Origin of the sequence: Leuconostoc sp. UCMA20149 (genome assembly GCF_030400235.1) — a bacterium.
Classification (GTDB): domain Bacteria; phylum Bacillota; class Bacilli; order Lactobacillales; family Lactobacillaceae; genus Leuconostoc; species Leuconostoc pseudomesenteroides.
Genome location: NZ_VJYC01000001.1, coordinates 160,239 through 184,084 on the forward strand (window position 1 = coordinate 160,239; position 23,846 = coordinate 184,084).

The 23,846-nt window shown below is 36.9% G+C and carries 26 protein-coding genes; 15 read left to right on the forward strand and 11 right to left on the reverse strand.

Features of this window, described 5'->3' with window-relative positions:
- The 4 genes from FF105_RS01050 to FF105_RS01065 all read left to right on the forward strand — a co-directional run bounded on the left by FF105_RS01050 (position 1) and on the right by FF105_RS01065 (position 2,952).
- Positions 1 to 267 carry a hypothetical protein gene (locus FF105_RS01050; protein WP_290046088.1) on the forward strand — a complete coding sequence of 89 codons (267 nt, stop codon included), beginning with the start codon at positions 1 to 3 and terminating at the stop codon, positions 265 to 267.
- The gene (locus FF105_RS01055) at positions 268 to 1,359 is read left to right on the forward strand and encodes a GH25 family lysozyme (RefSeq protein ID WP_290046090.1); all 1,092 of its coding nucleotides are present in this window, start codon (positions 268 to 270) and stop codon (positions 1,357 to 1,359) included. It begins immediately after the preceding gene.
- A gap of 9 nt (positions 1,360 to 1,368) precedes the next feature.
- The gene (locus FF105_RS01060) at positions 1,369 to 1,674 is read left to right on the forward strand and encodes a holin (protein ID WP_290046092.1); all 306 of its coding nucleotides are present in this window, start codon (positions 1,369 to 1,371) and stop codon (positions 1,672 to 1,674) included.
- Between the two features lie 1,032 nt (positions 1,675 to 2,706).
- On the forward strand, positions 2,707 to 2,952 hold the full coding sequence (locus FF105_RS01065; RefSeq protein ID WP_010279524.1) for a hypothetical protein: 246 nt from the start codon (positions 2,707 to 2,709) through the stop codon (positions 2,950 to 2,952).
- A 117-nt stretch (positions 2,953 to 3,069) separates the two neighbouring features.
- On the opposite strand, the gene FF105_RS01070 is transcribed toward FF105_RS01065, so the two are convergent.
- The 7 genes from FF105_RS01070 to FF105_RS01100 all read right to left on the reverse strand — a co-directional run bounded on the left by FF105_RS01070 (position 3,070) and on the right by FF105_RS01100 (position 8,310).
- Positions 3,070 to 3,633 carry a DUF4352 domain-containing protein gene (locus FF105_RS01070; RefSeq protein WP_010279528.1) on the reverse strand — a complete coding sequence of 188 codons (564 nt, stop codon included), beginning with the start codon at positions 3,631 to 3,633 and terminating at the stop codon, positions 3,070 to 3,072.
- A gap of 172 nt (positions 3,634 to 3,805) precedes the next feature.
- Entirely contained in the window at positions 3,806 to 4,345 is a 540-nt protein-coding gene (locus FF105_RS01075; RefSeq protein ID WP_010279531.1) for a GNAT family N-acetyltransferase, read from the reverse strand.
- Positions 4,346 to 4,713: 368 nt separating this feature from the next.
- The gene (locus FF105_RS01080) at positions 4,714 to 4,872 is read right to left on the reverse strand and encodes a hypothetical protein (protein WP_010279538.1); all 159 of its coding nucleotides are present in this window, start codon (positions 4,870 to 4,872) and stop codon (positions 4,714 to 4,716) included.
- A gap of 383 nt (positions 4,873 to 5,255) precedes the next feature.
- Positions 5,256 to 5,792: a GNAT family N-acetyltransferase gene (locus tag FF105_RS01085; RefSeq protein ID WP_290046098.1), complete on the reverse strand. Its 537-nt coding sequence runs from the start codon at positions 5,790 to 5,792 to the stop codon at positions 5,256 to 5,258.
- 16 nt (positions 5,793 to 5,808) lie between these two features.
- A complete protein-coding gene (locus tag FF105_RS01090; protein ID WP_010279544.1) occupies positions 5,809 to 6,084 on the reverse strand; it encodes a hypothetical protein in 276 nt (91 codons plus the stop codon).
- 449 nt (positions 6,085 to 6,533) lie between these two features.
- The gene (locus tag FF105_RS01095; protein ID WP_010279551.1) at positions 6,534 to 7,043 is read right to left on the reverse strand and encodes a ClbS/DfsB family four-helix bundle protein; all 510 of its coding nucleotides are present in this window, start codon (positions 7,041 to 7,043) and stop codon (positions 6,534 to 6,536) included.
- Positions 7,044 to 7,305: 262 nt separating this feature from the next.
- A complete protein-coding gene (locus tag FF105_RS01100; RefSeq protein WP_147651049.1) occupies positions 7,306 to 8,310 on the reverse strand; it encodes an alpha/beta hydrolase fold domain-containing protein in 1,005 nt (334 codons plus the stop codon).
- Positions 8,311 to 8,633: 323 nt separating this feature from the next.
- Here FF105_RS01100 and FF105_RS01105 point away from each other — a divergent pair, with 323 nt between their 5' ends.
- The 3 genes from FF105_RS01105 (at position 8,634) to FF105_RS01115 (ending at position 10,409) form a co-directional block, all read left to right on the forward strand.
- The gene (locus FF105_RS01105; protein WP_010279562.1) at positions 8,634 to 9,071 is read left to right on the forward strand and encodes a LytTR family DNA-binding domain-containing protein; all 438 of its coding nucleotides are present in this window, start codon (positions 8,634 to 8,636) and stop codon (positions 9,069 to 9,071) included.
- Positions 9,068 to 9,580, forward strand: coding sequence for a hypothetical protein (locus FF105_RS01110; RefSeq protein ID WP_010279566.1), 513 nt, complete (start codon positions 9,068 to 9,070; stop codon positions 9,578 to 9,580). Before FF105_RS01105 ends, FF105_RS01110 begins: the two co-directional genes overlap by 4 nt.
- A gap of 343 nt (positions 9,581 to 9,923) precedes the next feature.
- On the forward strand, positions 9,924 to 10,409 hold the full coding sequence (locus FF105_RS01115; protein WP_147651048.1) for a MepB family protein: 486 nt from the start codon (positions 9,924 to 9,926) through the stop codon (positions 10,407 to 10,409).
- Between the two features lie 84 nt (positions 10,410 to 10,493).
- On the opposite strand, the gene FF105_RS01120 is transcribed toward FF105_RS01115, so the two are convergent.
- Both FF105_RS01120 and FF105_RS01125 read right to left on the reverse strand, forming a co-directional pair.
- Positions 10,494 to 10,835: a hypothetical protein gene (locus FF105_RS01120; RefSeq protein WP_010279576.1), complete on the reverse strand. Its 342-nt coding sequence runs from the start codon at positions 10,833 to 10,835 to the stop codon at positions 10,494 to 10,496.
- A 98-nt stretch (positions 10,836 to 10,933) separates the two neighbouring features.
- A complete protein-coding gene (locus FF105_RS01125) occupies positions 10,934 to 11,302 on the reverse strand; it encodes a nuclear transport factor 2 family protein (RefSeq protein WP_031941033.1) in 369 nt (122 codons plus the stop codon).
- Positions 11,303 to 11,591: 289 nt separating this feature from the next.
- On the opposite strand from FF105_RS01125, the gene FF105_RS01130 reads away from it, so the two are divergent.
- The 3 genes from FF105_RS01130 to FF105_RS01140 all read left to right on the forward strand — a co-directional run bounded on the left by FF105_RS01130 (position 11,592) and on the right by FF105_RS01140 (position 14,291).
- Positions 11,592 to 12,773 carry an MDR family MFS transporter gene (locus tag FF105_RS01130; RefSeq protein WP_010279582.1) on the forward strand — a complete coding sequence of 394 codons (1,182 nt, stop codon included), beginning with the start codon at positions 11,592 to 11,594 and terminating at the stop codon, positions 12,771 to 12,773.
- A 141-nt stretch (positions 12,774 to 12,914) separates the two neighbouring features.
- On the forward strand, positions 12,915 to 13,883 hold the full coding sequence (locus tag FF105_RS01135) for a cation:proton antiporter (protein WP_010279585.1): 969 nt from the start codon (positions 12,915 to 12,917) through the stop codon (positions 13,881 to 13,883).
- Positions 13,884 to 13,958: 75 nt separating this feature from the next.
- Positions 13,959 to 14,291, forward strand: a complete 333-nt coding sequence (locus FF105_RS01140) for a DsrE family protein (RefSeq protein WP_010279589.1) — start codon at positions 13,959 to 13,961, stop codon at positions 14,289 to 14,291.
- A gap of 42 nt (positions 14,292 to 14,333) precedes the next feature.
- Here FF105_RS01140 and FF105_RS01145 read toward each other — a convergent pair whose 3' ends face one another.
- Complete coding sequence (locus FF105_RS01145; RefSeq protein ID WP_010279592.1) at positions 14,334 to 15,440, reverse strand: SLC13 family permease; 1,107 nt, start codon at positions 15,438 to 15,440, stop codon at positions 14,334 to 14,336.
- Between the two features lie 357 nt (positions 15,441 to 15,797).
- On the opposite strand from FF105_RS01145, the gene FF105_RS01150 reads away from it, so the two are divergent.
- From FF105_RS01150 to FF105_RS01160, 3 genes are all read left to right on the forward strand, one after another.
- Complete coding sequence (locus FF105_RS01150) at positions 15,798 to 17,009, forward strand: NEAT domain-containing protein (protein ID WP_010279596.1); 1,212 nt, start codon at positions 15,798 to 15,800, stop codon at positions 17,007 to 17,009.
- Positions 17,009 to 17,749 (forward strand): NEAT domain-containing protein, encoded by a 741-nt coding sequence (locus FF105_RS01155; protein WP_010279598.1) that lies wholly within the window; start codon positions 17,009 to 17,011, stop codon positions 17,747 to 17,749. The genes FF105_RS01150 and FF105_RS01155 overlap by 1 nt, the downstream gene beginning before the upstream one ends.
- 311 nt (positions 17,750 to 18,060) lie before the next feature.
- Positions 18,061 to 20,745: a valine--tRNA ligase gene (locus FF105_RS01160; protein ID WP_290046121.1), complete on the forward strand. Its 2,685-nt coding sequence runs from the start codon at positions 18,061 to 18,063 to the stop codon at positions 20,743 to 20,745.
- Positions 20,746 to 20,786: 41 nt separating this feature from the next.
- Here FF105_RS01160 and FF105_RS01165 read toward each other — a convergent pair whose 3' ends face one another.
- Complete coding sequence (locus FF105_RS01165) at positions 20,787 to 21,926, reverse strand: YhgE/Pip domain-containing protein (RefSeq protein ID WP_010287302.1); 1,140 nt, start codon at positions 21,924 to 21,926, stop codon at positions 20,787 to 20,789.
- A 132-nt stretch (positions 21,927 to 22,058) separates the two neighbouring features.
- Between FF105_RS01165 and FF105_RS01170 the strand changes: the two genes are divergently transcribed.
- Entirely contained in the window at positions 22,059 to 22,652 is a 594-nt protein-coding gene (locus FF105_RS01170) for a TetR/AcrR family transcriptional regulator (protein WP_010287303.1), read from the forward strand.
- A 168-nt stretch (positions 22,653 to 22,820) separates the two neighbouring features.
- Positions 22,821 to 23,792, forward strand: coding sequence for a beta-ketoacyl-ACP synthase III (locus FF105_RS01175; RefSeq protein ID WP_010287304.1), 972 nt, complete (start codon positions 22,821 to 22,823; stop codon positions 23,790 to 23,792).
- The last annotated feature ends 54 nt before the right edge of the window (positions 23,793 to 23,846 follow it).

The window sequence follows — 23,846 nt, forward strand, 5'->3', positions numbered from 1 at the left end:
ATGGCATTTCCACACGATATTGTCGGGTGGATAACAGTGGGCGGAGCGGTAACAACAATACTAACTGTGGTGGTTAAAGTATTGATAGTGACTCCTTTGAGTACGCAAATTCGTGAACTAAACGGAAACTTTGGAACATTGAATAGCACGCTGGATAAAATCCGATCTGATTTTAAAAAACTAGAAGACCGTGTAGATGGCCATGATGTCACGCTCACCAAACACGATGAACAAATCAAAACGCTATTTCACAAGGAGGAAAGATAATTGAATAAATTAAAACGATGGGTGATTGCTTCGGTTGGAACGGTTGCCTTTTTAGTTGCCACGATTTCAGGTGTATCTGCCAATACATTGGGTATTGACGTTGCTAGTTATCAGGGCACAACCACAAGCTATTTCAGCCAGTTTAAGAGTTATGGTGATAAGTTCACTATGGTTAAGCTAGGCGGACGAGGTGGCGGTGAGGGTAGTCATTACGTGAACCCCAAAGCATACGCACAAATTCATAACGCTGATGCCGTTGGTATGCAAACAGGTGGTTATTTCTGGGGTGAGTTTGGTGATTCAGTTAGTGAAGCGAGTTACCACGCCCAGTTAGCTGTACAAGACGCGCAGAACGCTGGATTAGCTAAGGGCAGTTACATTGCATTGGATTATGAAGCAGGCGCTGGTGCTAACAAGGCTAATAACACGACAGCTATTTTGACGTTCATGGATCAGATTTACGCTGCTGGCTATAAGCCAATGTTTTATAGCTACACAAGCTACGTCAATTCATACGTTGATTTAAGCCGTATCAATGCACGTTATCCAAACACTCTGTGGTTAGCATGGTACTTGACCACCGCACATCAAGCAACGCCACCTATGCAATACTTCCCAAATTATTCCAACGTGAAGATTTGGCAATATGCAGATAATCATTTTGGTGTTGACGGTAACGTTATGGTGGTTGGTTCATTGGATAACGATAAGCCATCCGAGCAAACCGCTTCTAAGCCATCACAATCAACTAACACACCAAGTACACCAGCAAAGACACGTTATGCAACCTTTAGTGGTGTCTACGTGGCCGACTACTGGACTAAGTACAATAACAAAATGTACGGCGTCAACATTGATATGAGTATTCCAGTGATTGATTACAACAACTATATTCCTATTTCAGCCCTGACTTTGACTGACCGATATGGTAATAAGTTGAAAAATCAATACATTCAAGGCAACAACGGACGTGTGGAATACTTCACTTTGAACGGTAAGTACAAGGTTATTTCACAGACAGCAACAACGGTTAATGTTGAAATAGGTGGTGAGCCAGTCTCAATGATGAAGTCGTTTGCAACAATCAAATAAGGAGATCACATGACATTTAATATTGATTCAAACATTGCAATTTTGGTTGTAACTTGGCTCATTGTGCAAGTATTGAAACCAACGAAAATTAACAATCATTTATTGCCTTTGTTAGCAGTAGTAATTGGTGCTGTGGTAGCCGCTGGATTGTCATTCTACACAAATGACAACAAGTTAGTACAGGACCTTGTACTAGGCGTCTGGGCTGGATTTGCTTCAACCGGATTGAACGAAACGGCTACGAAGTCAATTACATCAATTATTGATGGTTTCGCCAACGGTTTTGGTAAAACGGAAGATAAGAAAACTGAATAACACAAAAGCACCCAATTTGATTAATTTCAGGTTGGGTGTTTTTTATTTTCCTTAGACCTAGATAAGTGATACCATTAAATAGCCCAACAACATCAGGATGAGTTACTTCCAATTTCGAATCTGATATGCTTGTTGGGTTTTTGTTTGCAATTATAAGGTGATGTAGTAGAATAATAACAGGCTCAACATCTTGCTGTTCGCAGCATACCGTTTACAGGTTGTTGGGTTTTAATTTGCTATTTTAAAGTAAGTCCGATACAATGTAATACGTAGCTTCTCCGAAAACTGCTACATTTCTTTTATGTTTAAGGAGCACATCTGATGTGTTTCTTTTTTATTTGCTTTCAAAAAGTAAGAGTGATAACATATAGTCAGCCCAACAATCGCTATCAAAGTTTATCGTCCATTCTTCTGATATCAGCGCTGGTTGTTGGGTTTTAATTTGCTTAAAATAGGAAAAAGTAATAGACTGGGAATATCATAATACTCCGGAGTATTGATGATCCATACATTGACCCGCTAACTGGTGCGGGTCTTTTTATTTGCTATATATTAGTAAGTCATATATAATGATTCATGTAGTTTTTTTATAAAACTACTCCCTAAATGCTCAATCGGTTAGTTCGACATCTAACCGATTTTTTATTTGATAACTATTATTAAGTAAGTTAAAATAATATATGTGCTTTCTTCCCCAAAGAAAATACATTAATAAGATAGAAAACGCTCAACCGGATAAAATTCTAGTTGAGCGTTTTTTGTTTGTTATGAAATTATGCAGTGCTACAATAGTGCTACAAACATCTATCAAAGCCTTGATACTGCGTTACTTCGACTCCCCTCAGATCCACTAGTGTATTTTTTGGTGTTGCACAAGGTTTCAAAAACCTTGATGTAGCGCCTTTTCTTTTGAAATACTGATGGCAGTGTCGATAAAATGACCAAAAATCAATAAGTTGATAGGCGTTTGTATGGCTTTGTCAAAGAAAAAATTAATGATTGTTATTATTGAGTGATTTAGAGGAGAGAAAGATGATGTGGCAGGTGATTTATTGGGTTATTATTGTTTTAATTGTACTAGTTGGCTGTTATTTGGTGTACAGAAGCTACAAGTATAGTGAAATTGAGCTGGTTTGGTGGGATTATTTGCTATATATATCTGTATTTGTATCATGGATTATGGTCGGACAAACAATGGATACTACAGGTTTTGTTTCTCTGGGCACCACTTTGGTAGTACTATGCTTAATGTTAATGACACAAAAGAAAAACCAATAAAAAGTCAAGTACTGAGCGCATTTAGTACTTGACTTTTTGGTAAGCGAAAAAATGATGTTGTATTTTCGGATGCTTTACCATCTTTTTGAGTCGGAGGTGCATTTTGATATATGTTGCTTAGTTCAATTTGAAAGTGATTTTGCCCTTGGTGGGATTAATATCTTGCTGATAAATTATTTTTAGATGGTGATTTGTATTGCCTTTGGCGACTAAATTTCCCGTAATTGAATCGCCTACGCCTAACGTTCCACTATCTATGTCATGATCTACGTTTGGATAGGCTTCTGTTGTATCAGTAAGTTTACCGTTATCATCTAATTGAAAGAAATAAGCATCATAATCAAATTTTTGTTTGCTAAGATTTGTAATCGTGATATTGACCACAACAAGTTGGTTATCAATGCCTAATTTATTAGTAATTGAATCACCTCTAATAGCATTACTATCTTTAAAGTCAAAATTATTGACTCTAAAGTGAATATTTTTATATACTGCCGTTTCGCCAACTTTGACAGTCGACTGTGATGTTAAAAATGATTTAGATTGTGTTTTAACTACTTTTTTGACTGAGTCATTAGTGTTAAAGTGATAAATAACGTATATAAAGGTGATGATTAAAAATATGCCAATCGTGAAAATTTGATGTTTCTTGTTGTATTTTTGTTTATGTCGTCCTTTCATAGTTGCTCCTTGATTTTACGCTAAAACGCATTGAGTTATCTTAATTTCTTGATAGGTTACCAATTTGTGATGAAGGTGATTGAAACGTTGAAAATACTTATTATCGTGACAAATTACATAACTAGTTGATGAATATTTCAAGTTAATAATGTTTTTTCTGTTGTGAGCGTGATTAACGTTGCTTTGCAAACCAGTCATCTTGAAAGATGGCATAGTAATCAATGTCAACCCATTTGCCATCATAAAAAATTTCATCTTTTGTGGTACCTTCCTTGACAAAACCGACCTTTGTGTATGCTTTTACGGCACCAGTATTGAATGGATAGACGGATAACTTGATTTTATGCATATTAAGGTTATTAAAACCATAATCAAGAATCAGTTTCATTGCTTCTGTACCATAGCCTTTGGAACGGTCTTGAGCTTTAGGAAAACCAATCCCCAATTCGCAGGAGTGATTACGAACGCTAATGTCGGTTAGCGTCACATAACCAACCAAATTATCATCATTTGTTTTTCTGATTGTGAACGCCACATTTTCAGAACTGTCAGTGTTTTCTAAAAATATTTTTTCCCAGTCATTAGCTGTGTAAGGATGAATCATATCACTAGTTAATGTGGACAGGAAGTTTTCATCCCATTGCCAGTTTGCTAAGTTTTCACCATCTGTTTCATGATAATGTGATAGTTTTACATTTTTTCCAATAAACATGTTTTAATTCTCCTGTTTTGAATAAAAATTAACATCTATAAAAACTGTTTTCGCACTTGCCTATGATTGCCGTTGTGTCGGACAATGACGTTATAGATTTTTAGACTCTCGTATGAGTGCTAATATTTCTTTGTTTGCTTCATGCTCAAACAGAAATTCGGCACATTTTATAGCCCCATCGTTAGTTTCTGATAAGCCTAAATTATATGTGAACATAGAAGCATTCATCAGCATAGCAAGCCGCCAAGCCAGACTCACTAAATTTCATGTGACTTAACATCAAACCAGCGTTTTTAACGGTTCTTTTCAATTTTGTTTTCATGTAATATCCCCCTATATCTTTATGTACGCACTCTGTGAGTGCTTTTTTACTTGTATAGTATTAGAGCAGAGTAGCTAAAAAAAGAATCAGTATACTGGACTTCAATAATTTTGTGACCGTCTGTTTCCAATTCAGCTAAAGTACCGTTTAATCTTTCAACGAAACTTTTAGCAGTCCAAAAACCAGTTATAATTTGTGTTTTCATATTTCATCCCCAATAATGCTTTTAACGTGGTTCTGCACGTAAGTTTTATGAGCGCTTTTACAAAATAATAAATTGTCTTATAAGCAAAATAGTTACCCAATTTTTCTATATCTGTTAGTAAACCAGCCGACTAAGCTAAAAATGGTTACAACTAATGAAGTTGCTAAACAAGATACGTAGTATGTTTTGTTTATGCCATAGAATCCAAATTTAATCCCAAAAACGTAGTCAGGATGAAGCAATAAGAAGTACCCAGATATAATGACTAAAATAATTGTTAATATGGAGCAAAATGTGTTTGTTTTCATGATGGAAATGCTTCTAATTGAATCTCTGCTATTATGCACTCTATGAGTGCTTTTTGTTGTCAGTATGTATACAGTTCATTTGCTATTAGATGTTTGAGTCAATTGAAATGAAGACGAATCTATAAACATCAAATCTTCATCATAGTATTGCTGGCCATCATACAGTGATTTGGGTTCACAACCGTATGTTTGAAAACCTAATTTGGTGTACAATTTTTGGGCTGATGTATTTTGGCTTAAAACAGTTAATTTAATAATATTCAGGTCAGGCAGGCTAAAGGCCTTTTTTAATACTTCAATTAGTAACTGGGTTGTTAGTCCTTGCTTACGGTAGTGATTCATGCAGTACACAGAGGTAATTTCTCCCTTGTGTGATTCTTTCAAAGAGTTATCGCGTGTGAACACTGCAATACTAACTAATTTATCGGAATCATATAGTCCCATGACAAAATGTTGTGGTGTCATTGTCACTTTGTTTTTAAAATATTCATTTGGTCTTTTCGTTTCTTCCTCAAGGGTCGAACCGAAGGACAAGGTATCTGTTATTAAAGCTTCGAGCCTAATTGTTTTGTAGGCTAGATAATCCTGGGTATTCAGTGTTTTAATGTGCATTCTTTCTCCCAATCGATTAGTCATCTAACTCAATATCAGGACGGCGTTTAACAATAATCTTTTTATCTAGAGTAATTGAGACACTTTGTTCAAAAAAGCTATTTGAATCAACGGTAGCTACATTTTCACTAACTTTTAACATAATGGGTGGTGCACCAGTATATTGTTCAGAAGTGTTTGCAATAACTACGTTACCTTGTTCATTATCGGTAACGATTGTGTTTTCAGGTGTAATTAGTTGCCAACCATAAGCTACTGTTTGTGTATTAGTTTCTTGACTATCTTTTGACATTGTTTATTTTCCTAACTGTTTTATTGAATGCTTTTAATGTGGTTCTTCACGTACTATTTGATGTTAAGTACCGAACTAATTACCTAAAAAGCGCGATTATTGCGATTAATAGTAATGCTGACACGCCAACCAAAAATAAGTCCCATTTTAAATATGATTTTGAGTGCGTGTTCTTGTATCTATCAACTGCCAGGGCAATCCACAATATAACAAGGAGTATAACTTGAGTTGCAGACAAATATATTGAGGAAGTATTTGTTGAGAGTTTATATAGAAATGTGCCTAAAAATCCTAGTGTGGCAATTGTTCTAAAAAGAGTTGCTTTTGTCATTTTATTATCTGCGCTCCGGTAATCAATGTATGCAGGGAAGCGAGACACAAAGTTGGCTTTCCTGTTAAAATAACTCGTTATTTTTCGTTTCATGTCACTGAGGAAAGATGTGTCTAATTCATAGGGAGCACTTTTTCCATTTGCGAATTTTGGTTCTAAATGTTTTAAACGGTGCGACAGAATTGATGTGAACCCATTTCCATACTGGCCATTGTGCGGGTGTCGTTGCCCACTGACGTTTATTCGGTTCAAATAGGACATCGTCCGGCAGTGATTCAACTAAGTGGCAGAGTTCTGCCACACGTGAGTTTAATAATTCAATCAATTCTGTTAACGAGTAGTTACTGTAAGTTTCATAAAACGAGGTATATAATCCACCTAGATTGTTCCATTTGTAGCCTTTTGCTGGGACATCAACTTTTTTACCTGCTTTCTCATCTTGTTCCCAACTTAATAACGAGGTGAGCCAGCCAAGTTGATATGAAAGATTTTCAGCTGGTGTGCGATCGACTTCTTCAATGCGTTTATCTTTCAAATCATTTGGTATGTCGCTAAATTCATTGATGTATTTTTGATAGTTAGTCTTAATGGCCATAATTAGCTCATCTTTACTAACATATGATTGCATTTTAATACGCTCCTATGTTTTAATTTTTCTAGGCAATAGTTTATTGCGTTGGTTGTAGGTATTGCCACTAATGTTAAATAGTGGAAATTTTTTAATTTTGTCCTGTTGCTAGGTTGATAGTCTCATTATTCTCGTTATTTTAAAATGATTAACAACGCAACGACAGTGCTTGGCTCTTAAGTATTAAAAATTAAACGCTTAGCATGTGGTTTTGCTTTCAACGAAAAGGCTGAAAGCAAAGTTACCCACAGACAAATACTGATCAATGTGTGATTGACTGCTTGACAATATTCAGCGCCTTTTCAGCTTCTGGGATGGGAAAAGTAACAAATACATGATTCATTTTTGGAAAAATATAGAAATTGACATTATCATTATCGCGACGTGATAATTTTTTCACATCGGCATAGAGAATATCATGCGTACCGGAAAAAATATCAATGGGTGGGAATTTGCTGAAATTAGTGTTGATTGGGCTAACAAGAGGCGAGTCAGTCTTAAAGCTGCCACTATATATTTCCCCTTGGTAAGCTAGTGCTTCTATATTTAGTAGAGGATCCGTGTGCTGAATTGATTTCATGTCAGGATTTGAGTTGCTGATATCTAGCCAAGGAGAAAATAAAATAACACGATGGGGTTGCGCTATTGTTTCATGTTCTAATAACTGTAATAGTGACAAGCAAAGACCACCACCGGCAGAATCGCCCATCAAAGTGAGCGCGGATGACATAATATGGTACTTGTTAATCGTTTTTTTGTAGTTATCTAAGATATATGGCAACACATCGTCAGCAGTGTAGCGTGGCGACTTGGGATAAACTGGCATGATGACTCTTGCTTGATTCTCATCAGCTAATTTTTGTAGCATTTTGAAGTGTAAATTAGAAGGTTGCCACCAGTAGGCACCACCATGAAGGTAATATATCGTTTTAGAAATTTTGTTATTTTGTGGCTGTATTTCAAAAGTTGTTTCATCTATTTGCGCAACTTTGTGAATGTTGAATTTTTTTTGCGCTGCTTTGGGCATTTGATAAGGTGTTTCACTATCAATCAGTGCTTTTTCAAAATTTTGCTCCTTTCTTTCGTCTTTGACTAAGGGAATAGGGCGAATTATTTTTTCCAATAACGTGGCGCGCCAACTTCTTTTATTATTCAGAGATACGATAGAAATCATAATGTGTGTCCTTCTCCTTAAAATTGTTTGTTCTTCATGATACTGTTTTTGCGTTTCGTGTTCATGATTTATTGACTTAATAATATCAGACATGCAAATACAATAAAAGGTATTATGAGATATTCATTGGGGAAAAGTCATTATGGATTAATTATTTTCTAGGCTAATATGCTCAATTTGGTCAATTGATAGAGAAATCTGTTTCACGAGGTTAATTGCAGATTCTGGGATAACTGGCACTTTAAGTGCTAGCGGTACAATGACCAAGAATTTTTTTAATATTTTTTTGTAAATTGTCTCGAAATGCGCGCATTTCATCACAAAAATACACCTAGTTATCAAAATAAGCTTACATAGCAACGTGAGTCAGCATATAATTAGAACATGCAAAAGGAAGAAAATGGTATAGGACATCTATGGACATACAGATTAAGATTGATAAAAGTATCGATGAAGACAATATTATGCTGACTGTTAAGAAAATGACACCCGAGTACTCAAAAATTATTGATCAGATACAGAACATATCTTTTAAGTTAATAGGTCTAAAAGATAATCAAAAATATCAATTAATGAATACACAAATATTAAAAATCTTTTCAGTTGATAAAAAAGTTTGTGCAATACGGGAAGATAAACAGGCTTTTTGGTTATCTGAAACACTTAAAGAATTAACTGTGAAATTACCAAATAATTTTTTGAGAATTTCTCATTCAGAAATAGTTAATGCTGATAAGATAGTTTCATTTGAACTGACATTTGGTGGCAAGTTGAAAATCTATTTAAGATCAGGCGAGGTTACTTATTCGAGTAGAGGGTATTTACAAAACATAAAGGAGTATTTTGGGATATGAACAAAATTAAAAAATATTTTATCGTAACAATGGTTAGTGTCGGTATTGGCACGACACTAAGTACCCTGATTTATTTATTATTTGGTCGAGGCAGCTTTAACTTGTTACAACCGTTTTCGGTGCAGCTTGAAAACCCAATCTACAATGCAACGATAGGTATCCTTATATACTGTGCATTTGGCAGTGCTGTTTTCTCTGCATACGAACTATTCCAGAATTTTGAAAACCGTAAAATCTATCACGTTTTCGGTAGTTACTTCATGAATGTTGCGGTCTTTTCAATTTTAGCAATACTGTCACTGTACCCATTAGGACAGCCAGTTAATCTAGTGTGGAGTATTTATTTTAATGAGCTTGGACCAAACAGTTTTCTACTTCATTTTGTTATGTTTCCAGTCATTGAATGCGTTGTTATTTATTTTGTTGTTTACGTCGTGCTATGGTTGAGCTATCTTAGGCAAGTCAGACGGTTGAATAAGCTAGTTAAAATTAAAAATTTAAAGGTTTAACTCTCTAAAGGTTCTTTCTTTGATTAACGACCATTAATCATGTATTATCACAATAAGAATAGTTTTTGAACAGAGGGGGCAATCATGACACTAAAAACAGCAGAATATGTGATGAACATTAGTTTATTGAGTAGTATGCTATTGTCTTGAATTATAAATGCTTTATGGTTTAATATTTTAGCGAGTATCGTTATCACTACATCATTATTGAATTATTTTATTATTTATAAAAGACAATCAGGTGGTAATAAATAACGAATTAGGAGAGGGTTATGAAAGTACACGTAACGGAAAGAAAAATCAATTTATTAGTAGTTAATGCACAACGGGAAGAGAATGTATTATGAAGTCTCTTAAAATAATAAATCGCGTCGAAACGAATGTTTTAGGTATGTCAGTATCAGGTGTAACACTGGAAGTGCAAAATAGTGAGTACGAAGGGATGACACTACAACTTGGTGACCATCTTGTTCGTGCTCGGCTTGCAAAAAAAACACCTACTAAGCAAGGTTACTTTGTTGTATGTTGGGAAAAAAATTGTCAAAATAAAAATCAACCATTTACGGTCGAAAATAGTCCAGAGCGATTGCTTGTCAATATTACAGATGGTGAGCAAAGCGGTCAGTTTGTGTTTTCCAAAAGTATATTAGTTAGAAAAAGTATTTTAAGCCACGATGATGTCGTTGGTAAAATGGCTTTTAGAGTTTACCCTAGTTGGGAATCTAACTTAAATCAAACTGCTAAAAAGACACAGGATTGGCAAATGCCGTACTTTATCGATTGCAGCCAATCAGTGTTAGATAAAAATAAGATTGCAAAGCTATTTTAAGTCTGGTCAGATGATATTGCCGTATGTTGAAAGGGGTGTTATTTGTCTTGTTAAGTATGTACGCACTCGACGAGTGCATGATTTTCAGTAATTATTGCTATTTACTACCGAAGAAATAATAGCTGCGAAGAACATAAAGTACAATACCATGATTGCGATGGCAATGATAAATTGAACGATTCCAGCACGGTTCCAAGTTACCTGTACAGCTTTGAATGTCTCGACATCCTTATAATCGCCTTTTTGCCATGCCCATTCATTGCCTTTAAAACCGCAGACAAAAATCCACACAAAGTTGAAAACTGGAATCAGGCAGAGCAGTGGTAAGTATGTTTTATTACCAATACCCCAAAAAATGTTGTACATAAAGGCGCCCCAATTCCAACCTTTAACTTCTGCTGGTACATTGATACCATTTTCATCCATAATTTCTCTCCCGAATGCTTTTAACGTGGTTCATTGCACGTAATTTTTGGCATAATTAATAATTGACATTGAGTGCTGGTTATTTTTTTAATATTGGCTTAATTTTTTTGATATGGTCGATAGATATTGTGTTTTGCTGCGTATTCATCAATGGCAATGATTTTATGATTATCAAATTGAATTTTTGATACGCCATCAAAGCAGTAGTTCTGGGTTTCTCGAGCTTTGAAAAACCACTCGACGAAAAATGTTTGGTTATCTATTTGCTGAATGTTTTTTATTTGCCACATTAAAACAGTTTGTTTTTGTAATGATGCCTTGATCCATGCTTTTAATTCAATCATGCCAATATACATAGCACCAGTGCATTCGTGATAAGTGATGTTACTCGAAAAAATGCGTTGTAGTTGTGTAAAATCGCGTTTAACCCACATCTCAAAATATTTGGCAATTATTTTTTCTGTCACAATAAATCCTTTCAAAAACAAATATTTTAGTTGTTCCACCGCCAATTTCTCTAATCTGATATCTTCTTATATCATACCAAACGTAATGAGTATTTAAAAATTAGTAAAGTGGTCACAGCTATGACAAACAATATGAAATAATGAGAGATAAGGTGATTGGCAGAGCAACAATGAGCCAATCATGCATAAATTAAACGATAGTCACAAAGTATTTCGCAAAAATCGGCGTCTAAGCCGTTTTTTATTGGCATTTTTTATTATTTATCGTTGTCAAAAGTAGGAGGGTGATATGAAAAAAATTGGGTTAATTTGGTTGGCAGCAGGTGCTTTTTTGAGTAGTGTCGGTATGAGCTTTATTTGGCCATTAACCAGTGTGTATTTGCATAACGATTTGGGGATATCATTAACGATGATTGGGATTGTTTTGTTTTTCAATTCATTGGCCAGTGTGATTGGGAGTTATGTTGGTGGTGCATTGTTTGACCGTTTTAATCCGGCACAACTTATACGTTATGGTATTCTTGGCGCGCTATTGAGCTTTATTTTGTTAGCTTTTTTTCATGGGTGGCCGGCCTTTGGTATTTTGTTGTTTTTGAACGGATTAAGTGCTGGCTGGAACTCGACATTGGTTTATGCAATGGGAACTAATGTTGATAGCAAAGATAGTCGGCGTGTCTTTACAATACTTTATTTTGTTCAGAACATGGGCGTTGTGATAGGAACATCTTTGGTCGGTTTTGTTTATGATGCTGGTATAACTTATCTCTTTATGATTGCTATTTTCCTCTATTTGATCTTTTTATTGATTGCTTGGACAAAATATTCTTCGTCTGGTGCAAACGCTACGAAAACATTAAATTCTGACGAAAAAAATAAAGGCAAAGCTGTCGTGCCAAAGCCAAATTTGATTGTTTTATTTACGCTTTTTATTTCACTGATGATCATCTGGACAATGTATCAGCAATGGGATTCCAATCTTTCAGTATACATGACAGATTTAGGCATTCCGCTTAGTCAATATTCGTTATTGTGGACACTAAATGCTTTCTTGATTATGGTCATGCAGGTGATTATTATTTGGTTGTCACGCTACTACGAAAACTATATTGTACAAATTATATTTGGGTTGATTTTTGTGACAATATCATTTGTGACGCTTGTTTTTGCTCATGATTACGGTTATTTTGTTGTCGCGATGATTTTGTTAACTATCGGTGAAGCAACTGCTATTCCAACGATTCCGGCCTTAGTTAATAACTTGGCACCATTAGGCACTAAAGGACGATACCAAGGGTTAGTTAACTCATGGTCGTCGGCGGGTCGTGCAATTGGCCCATTAATTGGTGGTATTATTATAGAAAAGCAATCGTATACTTTCCTATTTGAAATAGCAACTTTGGCGTTAGCAATTGTCGTTATCTTAGTGGTGATATCATGGCTGCTAAACAGGAAAAAGATCACAATGTACTAGTCAAGGTTGGTTGCTAAATATGGATTGATCGTGTTATGATGGAGAAAATAAATCGCAATCGGTTGGGTGAAAACTTCAAGATTGGTTAGTCGGGGAACTAACCATTTTTGAAGTTTTTTTGATTGCAAAAAGGAGAAACACGTGTCATTTTTATTGATTATTGTACTGATTATTATTACTATTTTATTAGGAAAATTAGCTGTTAAATTAGGATTTTCGGAAGTTGTTGGGCAGCTATTGGCTGGTGTTATTTTGGGAACCAGTCTGTTAAATTGGGTGCAGTCAACGGCACTCATCCACCTCTTGGCAGAAATAGGCATTGCAATGCTAATGTTTCATTCTGGCCTATCATCAGATTTGAAAGTCATGAAGCAACATATTAAAGCATCTTCTGCTATTGCCGTATTTGGTGTTGTGGTACCTGTGCTAGTGATGCCGCTGGCATTTGTTTTGTTAGGGTATGATTTACGGGTTGCTTTGTTTGCTGGTGTTGTTTTTGCAGCAACATCAATTTCAATCACATTAGCTGTTTTAGCTGAGCAAAGAAAATTAGCCACGTCCCTAGGCGCTATTATTTTGTCAGCAGCGATTCTTGATGATGTGATTGCTTTAATTGCAATGACAGTATTCTCTGTTGTCTTGGGTGGTCAACTGGGATTGGGCGGCTTGGTGCCACTAGTGGCTTTTACCGCAGGGCTATTTATTAAAAAATATACACTAGCTGACTATTTGGGAAAAGGCACTTCAATGGCAGGAAAATGGTTTTTCTATCCTATTTTCTTCGGGTCAATTGGCCTTACGCTAACTTTGCCCAGCACATCTGACAAGATTGTAGCGATAATTATTTTTAGCATTTTAGCTATTTTGACCAAATTGATTGGCTCTTTTTTGGGTGCAAAACTATCAGGGTTATCGTCTTCTGTGGCCACTGCCATTGGTGCAGGAATGGTATCACGAGGAGAAATGGCATTAGTCATTATACAGATTGGCATTAGCTCTGGTATTGTCAGTCAAAATCTCTCAAGTGAAATGATTGTGACAGTCATGATTACGACAATTGTGGCCCCTCTCATCATGAAACCATTGTTTAAAAATATTAAGAAACCATAAGATCACTGCTTTGGTGGTTAGTTTTTGTACTATAATAAGGACATATTTAAGCCTATACAAGTGAGGGAAAAGACTATGAATGTTATTGTACATATTGATGAATCAGAAAAGTGGCAAACGGTCCTTTCAAATTTGAAGCATTTAGTTGAATGGTACGAAAATAATGACATTGTGGGTACGATTGAACTTTTGGTTAATGGTGGCGCAGTTCAGCAAGTTGTTAAACAATCTGACTTGCAGTTGAACAAGTTGATTAGTTCTTCTGTTGTTATTTCGGTATGCAAAAATTCACTTGATCAAAGAAATATTTCATCTACCGAATTACAAGATAATATCGTGATTGTTCCTTCTGGTGTGGTGGAATTGGCAATCAAGCAAAATGAGGGCTACGGCTACATTAAACCATAATGACAGTGCATTACGACTAATTGAAGCAACGATTTTTACTGCTTAAACTGATAACAAAATATAGCCCACAATCATGAAAAACAATAGCAATCCAATGTTTAAAAACGAGAAAGTTTTGAAGAATCCAAACGTACTGTGATGATGTGACAAAGCAGCATATTGGCGCAGAGCTAGAAGGTTAGCCAGTGAGGCAATGAGCGTACCTAATCCACCGACAGTGACACCTAAATATAAGCCATAACTATGTTGGGTGAATTTTGAGATTAGAATAGCAGCGGGCACATTACTGATGAATTGGCTAGTTATCATACCGGAGAAAAACGTTTCTAAGCTTGATGTGGTATGTTGATATAATAAAGTCTGCACATATTTGATACGACTGATTGCGCCGACAATAATGAAAAAATTAACGAAAGTTAAAATAATCCCGTAATCAGCATGTTTGAAAACTGACTTTTGCAAACAGACAGCCGCTAAAACACTAACGATTAGTGCCATATAAACAGGTATGACTGACAAAATCCCTAAAAGAACGATTAACGTGGCGCCTAACAATAGCCAAGTTTTATGTTGGTTAATTTCAACAGATGGTAAAGTAACATCATCAATGGGTTGATTTTTTATGACTAATAAAACAACAAACATGGATAATAACGCCACCAAACCAAAAGGTAACGACATCATCATAAATTGACCAATTCCGAGATGGTAATGAGACACCAAATAAATGTTTTGTGGGTTCCCAAAAGGTGTTAATGCGCTGCCAAGATTGGCATATATGGTTAATAAACTGATTGTTAATATTTTTGGTAAATTGATTTTTTGAGCAATATTAAAAACAATTGGCACAAGGGTCAAAATTGCAACGTCGTTTGTAAAAAACATTGACCCAAAAAAAGAGCAAAGTAAAAGCACTAAAATGACAGAACGGATCGTGCTACATTTTGCAACAATGTAATTTGCTACGAATTTGAGTATATTGAGCGCTTGATAAATTGTAATGAGTAGGATTAATGCTGCTAGTGAGGTAATGGTATTAGCATCAATGTCTGATAGTTTGACAACACCAAACACCATTGAGAAGATTGCAAGGATTAAGGTGATTAAAAATGTTTTATCAGTAATAATTCTTTTTAAAATGACAGGCATCAAATTGACTTCCTTTGAAGTTGATGGATAATATTACAATTAGTATAGCATTTTAGGTGGCTATTAAAACTAGTAGCATGGAAAAATATGAACTATTGGTAAAATATAATCTATTTAATTAAGGGTATAATTTGATATAGTGAAAAAAATAACAAAATTGGTGATATCTTAAAAATAAGACAATAATTGAAACTATGTTTTTGTAACCAGTTACTATTAAGCTAATTGTTTGATGTTTATTAAAAATTAGAATATAATAATGTCTGTAATTTAAACTTGCGTGGCAAATGCTGCGCTTTTTTTACGCACTAAAATACTTATCATGTGATAAGTATCATATTTTTATCGGAGGATATCATGGAGAAAAATAAAGTATTGGTGCTGGCGGGCACTTTAGCGGTTTCAGGGGCAATGTTATTGCACAGTGATGTTGTGAACGCTGCAAGCACAACTGGTTCAGCGACTGTTGCGACTACAGCAGCTTCCAACTTGCAGAATGGCAGTTATACGGCAACTGCTAAATTGTACAAAACGGGCACAACCAATGATTCGATGATGTCGTCAATGGTGTTGCCAACCGCAAATGTTGTGATTAAAAATGGACAAGCCATCATTACGTTGCAATTTAAGGACTTAAGTACTAGTGATATGGTAAAAAGTTGGATCATTGATGGTGTTTCTGCGGTTAAAAAGGACAACAATTTTAATGTGGTCTTACCTGTTTCAGATTTAAATAAAACACTCGATTCAACCATACACGTGGAAACAATGATTGGCCCAGTGCCATTTACTGAAACCCAACCGGTTGACATTAATGTGACTGATTTGAAGTTTGTGGCACGTGACCCAGAAGAAGTTGCTGCCGAAGAAAAAGCTAAGGCTGAGGCGGATGCCAAAGCAAAAGCTGACGCGGTCAAGGCAGCAGCGGCGGAAAAAGCTAAACAGGCAGCTTCTGCTAAGGCTTTAGCAGAAGCAGCTGCCAAAGCAAAAGCAGAACAAGAAGTGGATTCTAAAAAGCGTGATCAATCTGTCACCAAGCAGTATGCAGTTAAACTCTATAAAACTGGCACAACTAATGATTCAATGATGACATCAATGGTATCACCAACTGCCACAGTTGTCACTAAAGATGGTCAAGCAACGGTCACGTTGCAATTCAAGGATATGGCAACAATTGATATGGTAAAAAGTTGGGTTATCGATGGTGTTGCTGCCACTAAGAGTGGACAAAGTTTTGTTGTAGTCTTACCAGCATCGGATTTGGGTAAGACACTACACACTGTGATTAGTGTTGCCACAACAATTGGGGGGGTGCCATTTAGTGAAACGCAGCCGGTTGATCTTGTGCTACAAGCTGAAAACAATGAGTCGGTTACGAAGACTGATGAAAGTAAAGGTGATGTTCCAGCACAAACGCTAGGTCACGACGTGCCCTTGACAGCACAATTATCAAGTACATCAAAATTGCCTAACACAGCTACTAACGTGACGACAACTGCACCACTTTTGGCAGCGTTAGTTTCAGGTGTCTTGGCTCTGGGTATTTGGTTTAAGAAGGTTTTGCGTTAATGCGACGATTTCAATGGTTTATGTTAACTTGCGTTAGTTTGCTATTAGGATTCATGATTGTTACCCAAACAGTATCTGCAGACACTTATTCAGTGCCTTTCAGGGTCGTCAAGGATGGCACAACAGAAACATCGGTGGCTGATCAATACTTTCAAAAGCCTGCAACGGTAGCGATTGATGGGGATCATTATGTGGTCATTATGACGATCAAAACGACACATGATTTGGGCCTTTTCCCTGTATCTGTGACTGATTTTAATGGTCAAACGCCGGCAATTTCAAGGACAACGCAAGGCAATACCGATTATTATCAGTACCAGTTCACAGCGACCAATTTGGATACGCGCTTGGGTGGTCACATGACCGTCAACATTCAAGCAATTCGCTACAACCATTATTATGGTTATGGTGTGGTTTTTGATACGAACAGTCTTCCTAAAATTGGCGAGAATAAAGAGCCTGCGTCGTCGTCATCAGCGAGTTCAACTAATGCGACATCTGAATCAACGGGCAGCTCATCAACATCATCGTCACAATCTGCTTCGAGTACCTCCTCGCAAGCGTCTTCATCATCAAAAAAACTACCAGTCAAAGTAGTGCCTCATGTGTCTGTTAGTAAGAAAACTACTAAAAAAGCATCACCAACAAAAACGAAAAAAATTATTTTGTGGCCATGGCTGTTGGTGATTGTTGTAGGTATTGCAACCGTCATTTTCTTTGAGAGACGATCTCGCAAATAATTTGTAGCGCCACTATTAATGTGACTTGACGATAGCATTATTTTAAGGTAATATTAAAAATATCTTAGAGGAATAAGCAAGCGCGTGTTTAGAGAGTTGATGTATGGTGTAAATCAACCACGTTAATGCCCAAGGTTGCTAAGGATTAACTCATCACATTAAAATAAATTAAGTGGTCGTTTCGTAACGACAATTTAGGTGGTACCACGCGTCAGCGTCCTATATTAGGATGTTGACGTTTTTTTGTGGTAACGCTTTAAAATGAGTTGACAAAGTAGCTAATTTACTGAATATATAAAGGAGAAATAACAATGCGCGATATTGATATGTCAACAAAATATAATCCCACTGCTGTTGAAGCTGGTCGGTATGATAACTGGCAAAGCAAAAAGCTTTTTGCACCAGAATCGAATCAAGAAATTCAGGGGAATGAGCCAGAACCTTATTCAATCGTCATTCCACCACCCAATGTCACAGGTAAATTGCATTTAGGGCATGCTTGGGATACGACGTTGCAAGATATGATTATTCGTCAAAAGCGCATGCAAGGATTTGATACTTTATGGTTGCCTGGCATGGATCATGCCGGCATTGCAACACAAGCGAAGGTTGAGCAGCGTTTGCGCGGTGAAGGTATTTCACGCTATGATTTGGGTCGTGAGAAGTTCGTAACACAAGTTTGGGATTGGAAAAATGAATACGCCGCCACTATCAAACAGCAATGGGGTAAAATGGGGCTTTCATTGGACTTTGATCGTGAACGTTTCACATTAGATGAAGGTTTGAACAAAGCAGTTAACAAAGTCTTTATTGATTTGTACAACAAGGGATTGATCTATCGTGGTGAATACATCATTAACTGGGATCCACAAGCGCGTACTGCGTTGTCTGATATTGAAGTAATTTATCAAGATGATGAGGGTGCTTTCTATCATGTTAAGTATCCATTCACCGATGGTACGACTTTTAATGGTAAGAATTACATTGAAATTGCAACGACTCGTCCAGAAACAATGTTTGGTGATGTTGCTGTTGCCGTACATCCGAGTGATGAACGTTACAAAGATTTAATTGGGAAAACAGTCATGGTACCACTCGTTGGTCGTGAAATTCCAATTATCGCTGATGAATATGTTGAAAAAGATTTTGGGACTGGTATGGTAAAAATCACACCAGCTCATGATCCTAATGACTTCCAAGTCGGTAATCGCCATGATTTGGAACGCATTAACACAATGACTGAAGATGGTCATTTGAATGAGCATGCTGGCAAATATAACGGCATGGAACGATTTGAAGCGCGCAAAGCAATCGTGGCAGACCTTGAAGCGGGTGATTACATGCTCAAAGTTGACCCAATTGTTCACTCAGTTGGTCATTCAGAGCGGACCGGCGTGCCAGTAGAATCACGCTTGTCTACGCAGTGGTTTGTCAAAATGGCACCATTGGCAAAGCAAATTTTGGACATGCAGCAAAATGAAGACGAGAAAGTTGAATTTGTGCCAGCACGTTTTGAAGACACATTCACGCATTGGATGGAAAATATTCGTGATTGGGTTATTTCACGTCAATTGTGGTGGGGACATCAAATTCCTGCGTGGTATAAGAACAAAGGCACGGCTGACGAAGAAATTTATGTTGGGACAGAGGCGCCTGAAGGGGATGGTTGGGAACGTGATCCTGATGTGCTTGATACTTGGTTTTCAAGTGCACTTTGGCCATTTTCAACAATGGGTTGGCCGGAAAAAATGGATGGTGATTTTGCCCGCTATTACCCAACCAATACCTTAGTAACTGGTTATGATATTATCTTCTTCTGGGTTGCACGAATGATGTTCCAGGGTAAGGAATTCACTGGTCAGCGACCATTTAAAAATGTCTTAATTCACGGTCTTATTCGTGATGGTGAAGGTCGCAAAATGTCAAAGTCATTGGGCAATGGTGTGGACCCAATGGACGTTATTGAAAAGTACGGTGCTGACGCATTGCGTTGGTTCTTAGCAACAGGTTCAACTCCGGGACAAGATGTGCGTTTCACTTACGATAAGATGGATGCAGCTTGGAACTTTATCAATAAGATTTGGAATGCTTCGCGGTACGTTATCATGAATCTGGCAGAAGATACGCCATCACAATTGCCTGATTTGGATAAATTAACACTAGCCGATCAATGGATTTTGGCACGCTTGAACACAACAGTTGCTGATGTGACACGTAATTTTGATAAATTTGAATTTGGCGAAGCTGGTCGTTCACTATATAACTTCATTTGGAATGATTTTGCCGACTGGTACATCGAAATGACCAAAGAAACATTGAATGGCGATGGTGACAAAGCGCCTGTTCAACAAACATTAGCTTATGTTTTGGATCAGACGTTACGTTTGTTGCAGCCAATTATGCCATTCGTAACAGAAGCGATTTGGCAAGAAATGCCAGATCAGGCGGGAAAGAATGCTGATTTTGCTATCACACGATATCCTGTTGTACATGACAAATTGACTAACGACGCAGCAGAAACAGCGTTTAAGTCGTTGCAAGATTTGATTGTTGCGGTGCGTAATATTCGTTCAGAAGCCAACGCACCAATGTCAACAGCAATCGACTTGTTGATTAAGACAAACGATGACAATTTGATCCGCATATTTAATGATAATGCGGATTATATTAACCGTTTTGCACATCCTAAGTCATTGACGATTGCCGCTGATGTACAAGCACCGGATTTGGCAATGTCACAAGTGATTACCGGCGCAGAAATATATGTGCCACTTGCTGAATTGATTGATATTGATGATGAGATAGCACGTCTTGAAGGAGAAACTAAGAAATTCTCTGGTGAAGTGAAACGTGCTCAAGGCAAATTATCTAACGAAAAATTCGTTAATGCTGCCCCAGAAGCGGTTGTTGCTGCTGAAAGACAAAAATTGGCTGATTGGCAAGCTAAGCTTGCCGCCACGCAAGAACGTTTGACGTCTTTGCGCTCAGCGAAATAATAAAAAAAATCCATGATTATACGAGATAATCATGGATTTTTTTATTTTGCGATGGTATTTCGAGTCTGCGATAAGAACACTTTAGCAATTAATAAGAACATACCAATCATCATCACCCATAACAAATTAAATGTAGGTGTGTGCCAAATACCATCATGATAGTAAATAATGCCGCGCATACCATCAATTAAGAATCGCATTGGCAGCCAAGGATAAATGATGTCGCGGTAAAAGTGAGATAGCATTTCTGGGGCTAATTGTAGAATTGGTAGGGCAAAGAACATCAATAAAACGAAAAGTGGTAAACCAATAAAGCCCGTCCAACTCAATATTCCTAGAATTATCATAATAAATGAAAATTCAGCAATCGTCGCAAACAGCGCAATGGTCCAAAAATTTTGGAAGTGATAGTTGAGTAGCCATGTTGTATACAACGGCGTCATAATACCAATAAAAATCGCTAAACTAGCAGCAGTCATGAGTTGCATGGTAGCAAGACGGTATTTATTTTTACCACGAAGTTGACCATCTTTAGCAGCGTAGAAAAGCATTAGGCTGATAATAACACTGCTGAGCCAAAGGGGTTGAAAATAAATCGCTGTTGCATTAACTTTATTTTCAGTTGGATGAACAATTTGGTTAGTGACATTTAGTGGTTGGGCAATTGTTTTGGCAACCACAATCGGAATCGGTTGTTGGTGCGAGGCAAACTGTGTGATGATGTTTTTTGAAATCGTGCCACTGATAGTTGTTGTCATGTGACTGAACAAGTTCGTAACCGCAGTACTAACAGTTGGATTTTTGGCTTGATTGATGACTGTTGTGACACTTGGTTTAGTGGGTGTTGCTGTTGCTAGTGTCGCCATGTTTTCTCCAAAATGACGTTTAATAATGATAGCGCCGTAGAATTTTTGTTTGGACATATCTTGTTTGAGTGCTGCGGTTGACTTGACGGTTGTCCATTTAAGGGTAGTGGGATTTTTATCACCAACACTAGTCACCTTTTTGAGTTGATCAACTATTTTTTTGCTGATAGGATTGGTTGGATCTCCATTAACAATGGCTAGTGGTAAATTTTTGACCGTTGTATGGACTGTTGGTATTTGTGACAAAACCATGATGAACGATAAAGCGATGCCACCAATAGCTGCTAATAGCCAGAATTTATACTTTTTAAACATGTAAAACCTCCTAAAATTGAACGTTGTGTTCTTTTTTGATATACTTAGCGTAATCTTGAATTAGGTGATTATCAATCGTCAAAAATAGGCGATATGTCGCAAATGCAACATAACATGAGAAAGTGTTTTAAAATGGCTTATCAACATAAAACGACGCAAACCAAAACAATGCTATTAAATAGCTTGCTTGATTTAATGGTTAATAAAGAACTAGAAGATATTACAGTTCGTGATATTACTGAATATGCAGGTGTTAATCGTGGCACTTTTTACCGCCATTTTAAAGATAAAATGGACTTAGTTGAACAAAAAGAACGACAAATTTTTCAAGATTTGAAACAGGTAGAATTAGACATCAAAGTCTTTGATGATACGGCTAATATTGTGATATCTTCTGAAAATGTCTGTAAACTAACGACTTATTTATATACACAACGACGTTTTTTGGCAAACTTATTGGGATCAAATGGTGATATGACATTTGAACACCAATTATTGAAGTGGCTATATAGCACCATTATTGACAATTTGGCCAGTGCTGGGCTTGATGTGACACAAAAACATTTGAAAATTGTGGTCCATTATCAAGTGTCAGCTATGCTTGGCGTGATACGCTACTGGTTCATCGAAGACCAAGGGGTGACGTCACCTGAAACAATTGCCCAAATTATTTACAAGCTAAATCATGACGGGGTTTGGCGAAACTTTGAAAATCGTCCATTATGAGGTGGTATATATGGTAACAAACTTATATAGAATCAACGCTTACCATCCAGATAATTGGCTAATTAATGATGTTGAGAATATTAACGATGCTCTGGCATTAAAACGAACAATTTGCGTAATTCTCAAAATCCGCTACAATAATATGAGATGAATTGAAGGTGAAAAGACATGTCTGGAAGTAAAATACTCGCCAGTGCACATTATGTGCCAAGTGATATTGTGACAAATGATGATTTAGCCAAAATCATGGATACCAATGATGAGTGGATTCAAGCACATACGGGTATTAAAACACGTCACATGTCATTGCAAGGTGAAAATACAAGTGATTTAGCGACTCAAGCTGCACGGCTTGCTTTAGCGCAAACTAATCTAACAGTCGAAGAAATCGACCTGATTATTGTGACAACGTTCACGCCTGATGGGCTGGCACCATCAACTGCGGCTTTGGTACAACGCAATTTGAAAGCAACGAATGCGTGGGCTTATGATATTTCAACTGCTTGTTCTGGATTCGTTTTTGGTGTGAGCACGGCTGATAAATTTTTGCGCTCAGGCGTCTACAAAAATGCCTTAGTTATTTCTGCTGAAGTCAACTCAAAGATGATGGATTTCAAGGATCGGACGAGTACAGTATTTTTTGGTGATGGTGCAGGGGCAGTTGTAATGACTGCGACCCAAGGAAATGGTGTCTTATCAAAGGAAGAAATGCACACTATTGGTAATGAAAATGTTGTACATTCCGGTAGAATCGCACCACTGACCTCACTTTCTGTGGAAAACTATCCAAAAACGGATGCTTTTGCACAAGAAGGCCGTGAAGTATTTAATGAAGTGACAACACTAATTCCGCAACACATTAAAGATTTTCTAGGTGACAAACAACTACTGCCTCAAGATATCGATTATTACATTCCACATCAAGCTAATCTACGCCTAATTGAATACATTGCAGAAGCTTTGAATGAACCAATGGCTAAATTTTCAACCAACGTCATCCGGAATGGTAATACCTCCTCAGCTGGCATTGCGATTGGGTTTGATGAATTAAATCAAACAGTTGATTTAACTGGTAAGCGTGTCCTGCTAACAGGTTTTGGCGCAGGATTTACATATGGCAGCTTATTACTCGAATTTTAAAGAAAATATTAAGAAATTTAAGAAGTTTAAATTTTAAAAAAGACGATTTAAATC

Excerpts from the sequence above, each read along its gene's own strand:
- FF105_RS01090 (WP_010279544.1), bottom strand. The coding sequence starts at position 6,084 with ATGTCAAAAGATAGTCAAGAAACTAATACACAAACAGTAGCTTATGGT.
- FF105_RS01165 (WP_010287302.1), bottom strand. The coding sequence starts at position 21,926 with ATGTTTAAAAAGTATAAATTCTGGCTATTAGCAGCTATTGGTGGCATC.
- FF105_RS01065 (WP_010279524.1), top strand. The coding sequence starts at position 2,707 with ATGATGTGGCAGGTGATTTATTGGGTTATTATTGTTTTAATTGTACTA.
- FF105_RS01060 (WP_290046092.1), top strand. The coding sequence starts at position 1,369 with ATGACATTTAATATTGATTCAAACATTGCAATTTTGGTTGTAACTTGG.
- FF105_RS01095 (WP_010279551.1), bottom strand. The coding sequence starts at position 7,043 with ATGCAATCATATGTTAGTAAAGATGAGCTAATTATGGCCATTAAGACT.
- FF105_RS01070 (WP_010279528.1), bottom strand. The coding sequence starts at position 3,633 with ATGAAAGGACGACATAAACAAAAATACAACAAGAAACATCAAATTTTC.
- FF105_RS01120 (WP_010279576.1), bottom strand. The coding sequence starts at position 10,835 with ATGGATGAAAATGGTATCAATGTACCAGCAGAAGTTAAAGGTTGGAAT.
- FF105_RS01150 (WP_010279596.1), top strand. The coding sequence starts at position 15,798 with ATGGAGAAAAATAAAGTATTGGTGCTGGCGGGCACTTTAGCGGTTTCA.
- FF105_RS01140 (WP_010279589.1), top strand. The coding sequence starts at position 13,959 with ATGAATGTTATTGTACATATTGATGAATCAGAAAAGTGGCAAACGGTC.
- FF105_RS01175 (WP_010287304.1), top strand. The coding sequence starts at position 22,821 with ATGTCTGGAAGTAAAATACTCGCCAGTGCACATTATGTGCCAAGTGAT.
- FF105_RS01130 (WP_010279582.1), top strand. The coding sequence starts at position 11,592 with ATGAAAAAAATTGGGTTAATTTGGTTGGCAGCAGGTGCTTTTTTGAGT.
- FF105_RS01170 (WP_010287303.1), top strand. The coding sequence starts at position 22,059 with ATGGCTTATCAACATAAAACGACGCAAACCAAAACAATGCTATTAAAT.
- FF105_RS01085 (WP_290046098.1), bottom strand. The coding sequence starts at position 5,792 with ATGCACATTAAAACACTGAATACCCAGGATTATCTAGCCTACAAAACA.
- FF105_RS01155 (WP_010279598.1), top strand. The coding sequence starts at position 17,009 with ATGCGACGATTTCAATGGTTTATGTTAACTTGCGTTAGTTTGCTATTA.
- FF105_RS01160 (WP_290046121.1), top strand. The coding sequence starts at position 18,061 with ATGCGCGATATTGATATGTCAACAAAATATAATCCCACTGCTGTTGAA.
- FF105_RS01105 (WP_010279562.1), top strand. The coding sequence starts at position 8,634 with ATGGACATACAGATTAAGATTGATAAAAGTATCGATGAAGACAATATT.
- FF105_RS01115 (WP_147651048.1), top strand. The coding sequence starts at position 9,924 with ATGAAGTCTCTTAAAATAATAAATCGCGTCGAAACGAATGTTTTAGGT.
- FF105_RS01075 (WP_010279531.1), bottom strand. The coding sequence starts at position 4,345 with ATGTTTATTGGAAAAAATGTAAAACTATCACATTATCATGAAACAGAT.
- FF105_RS01100 (WP_147651049.1), bottom strand. The coding sequence starts at position 8,310 with ATGTCTGATATTATTAAGTCAATAAATCATGAACACGAAACGCAAAAA.
- FF105_RS01050 (WP_290046088.1), top strand. The coding sequence starts at position 1 with ATGGCATTTCCACACGATATTGTCGGGTGGATAACAGTGGGCGGAGCG.
- FF105_RS01080 (WP_010279538.1), bottom strand. The coding sequence starts at position 4,872 with ATGAAAACACAAATTATAACTGGTTTTTGGACTGCTAAAAGTTTCGTT.
- FF105_RS01145 (WP_010279592.1), bottom strand. The coding sequence starts at position 15,440 with ATGCCTGTCATTTTAAAAAGAATTATTACTGATAAAACATTTTTAATC.
- FF105_RS01110 (WP_010279566.1), top strand. The coding sequence starts at position 9,068 with ATGAACAAAATTAAAAAATATTTTATCGTAACAATGGTTAGTGTCGGT.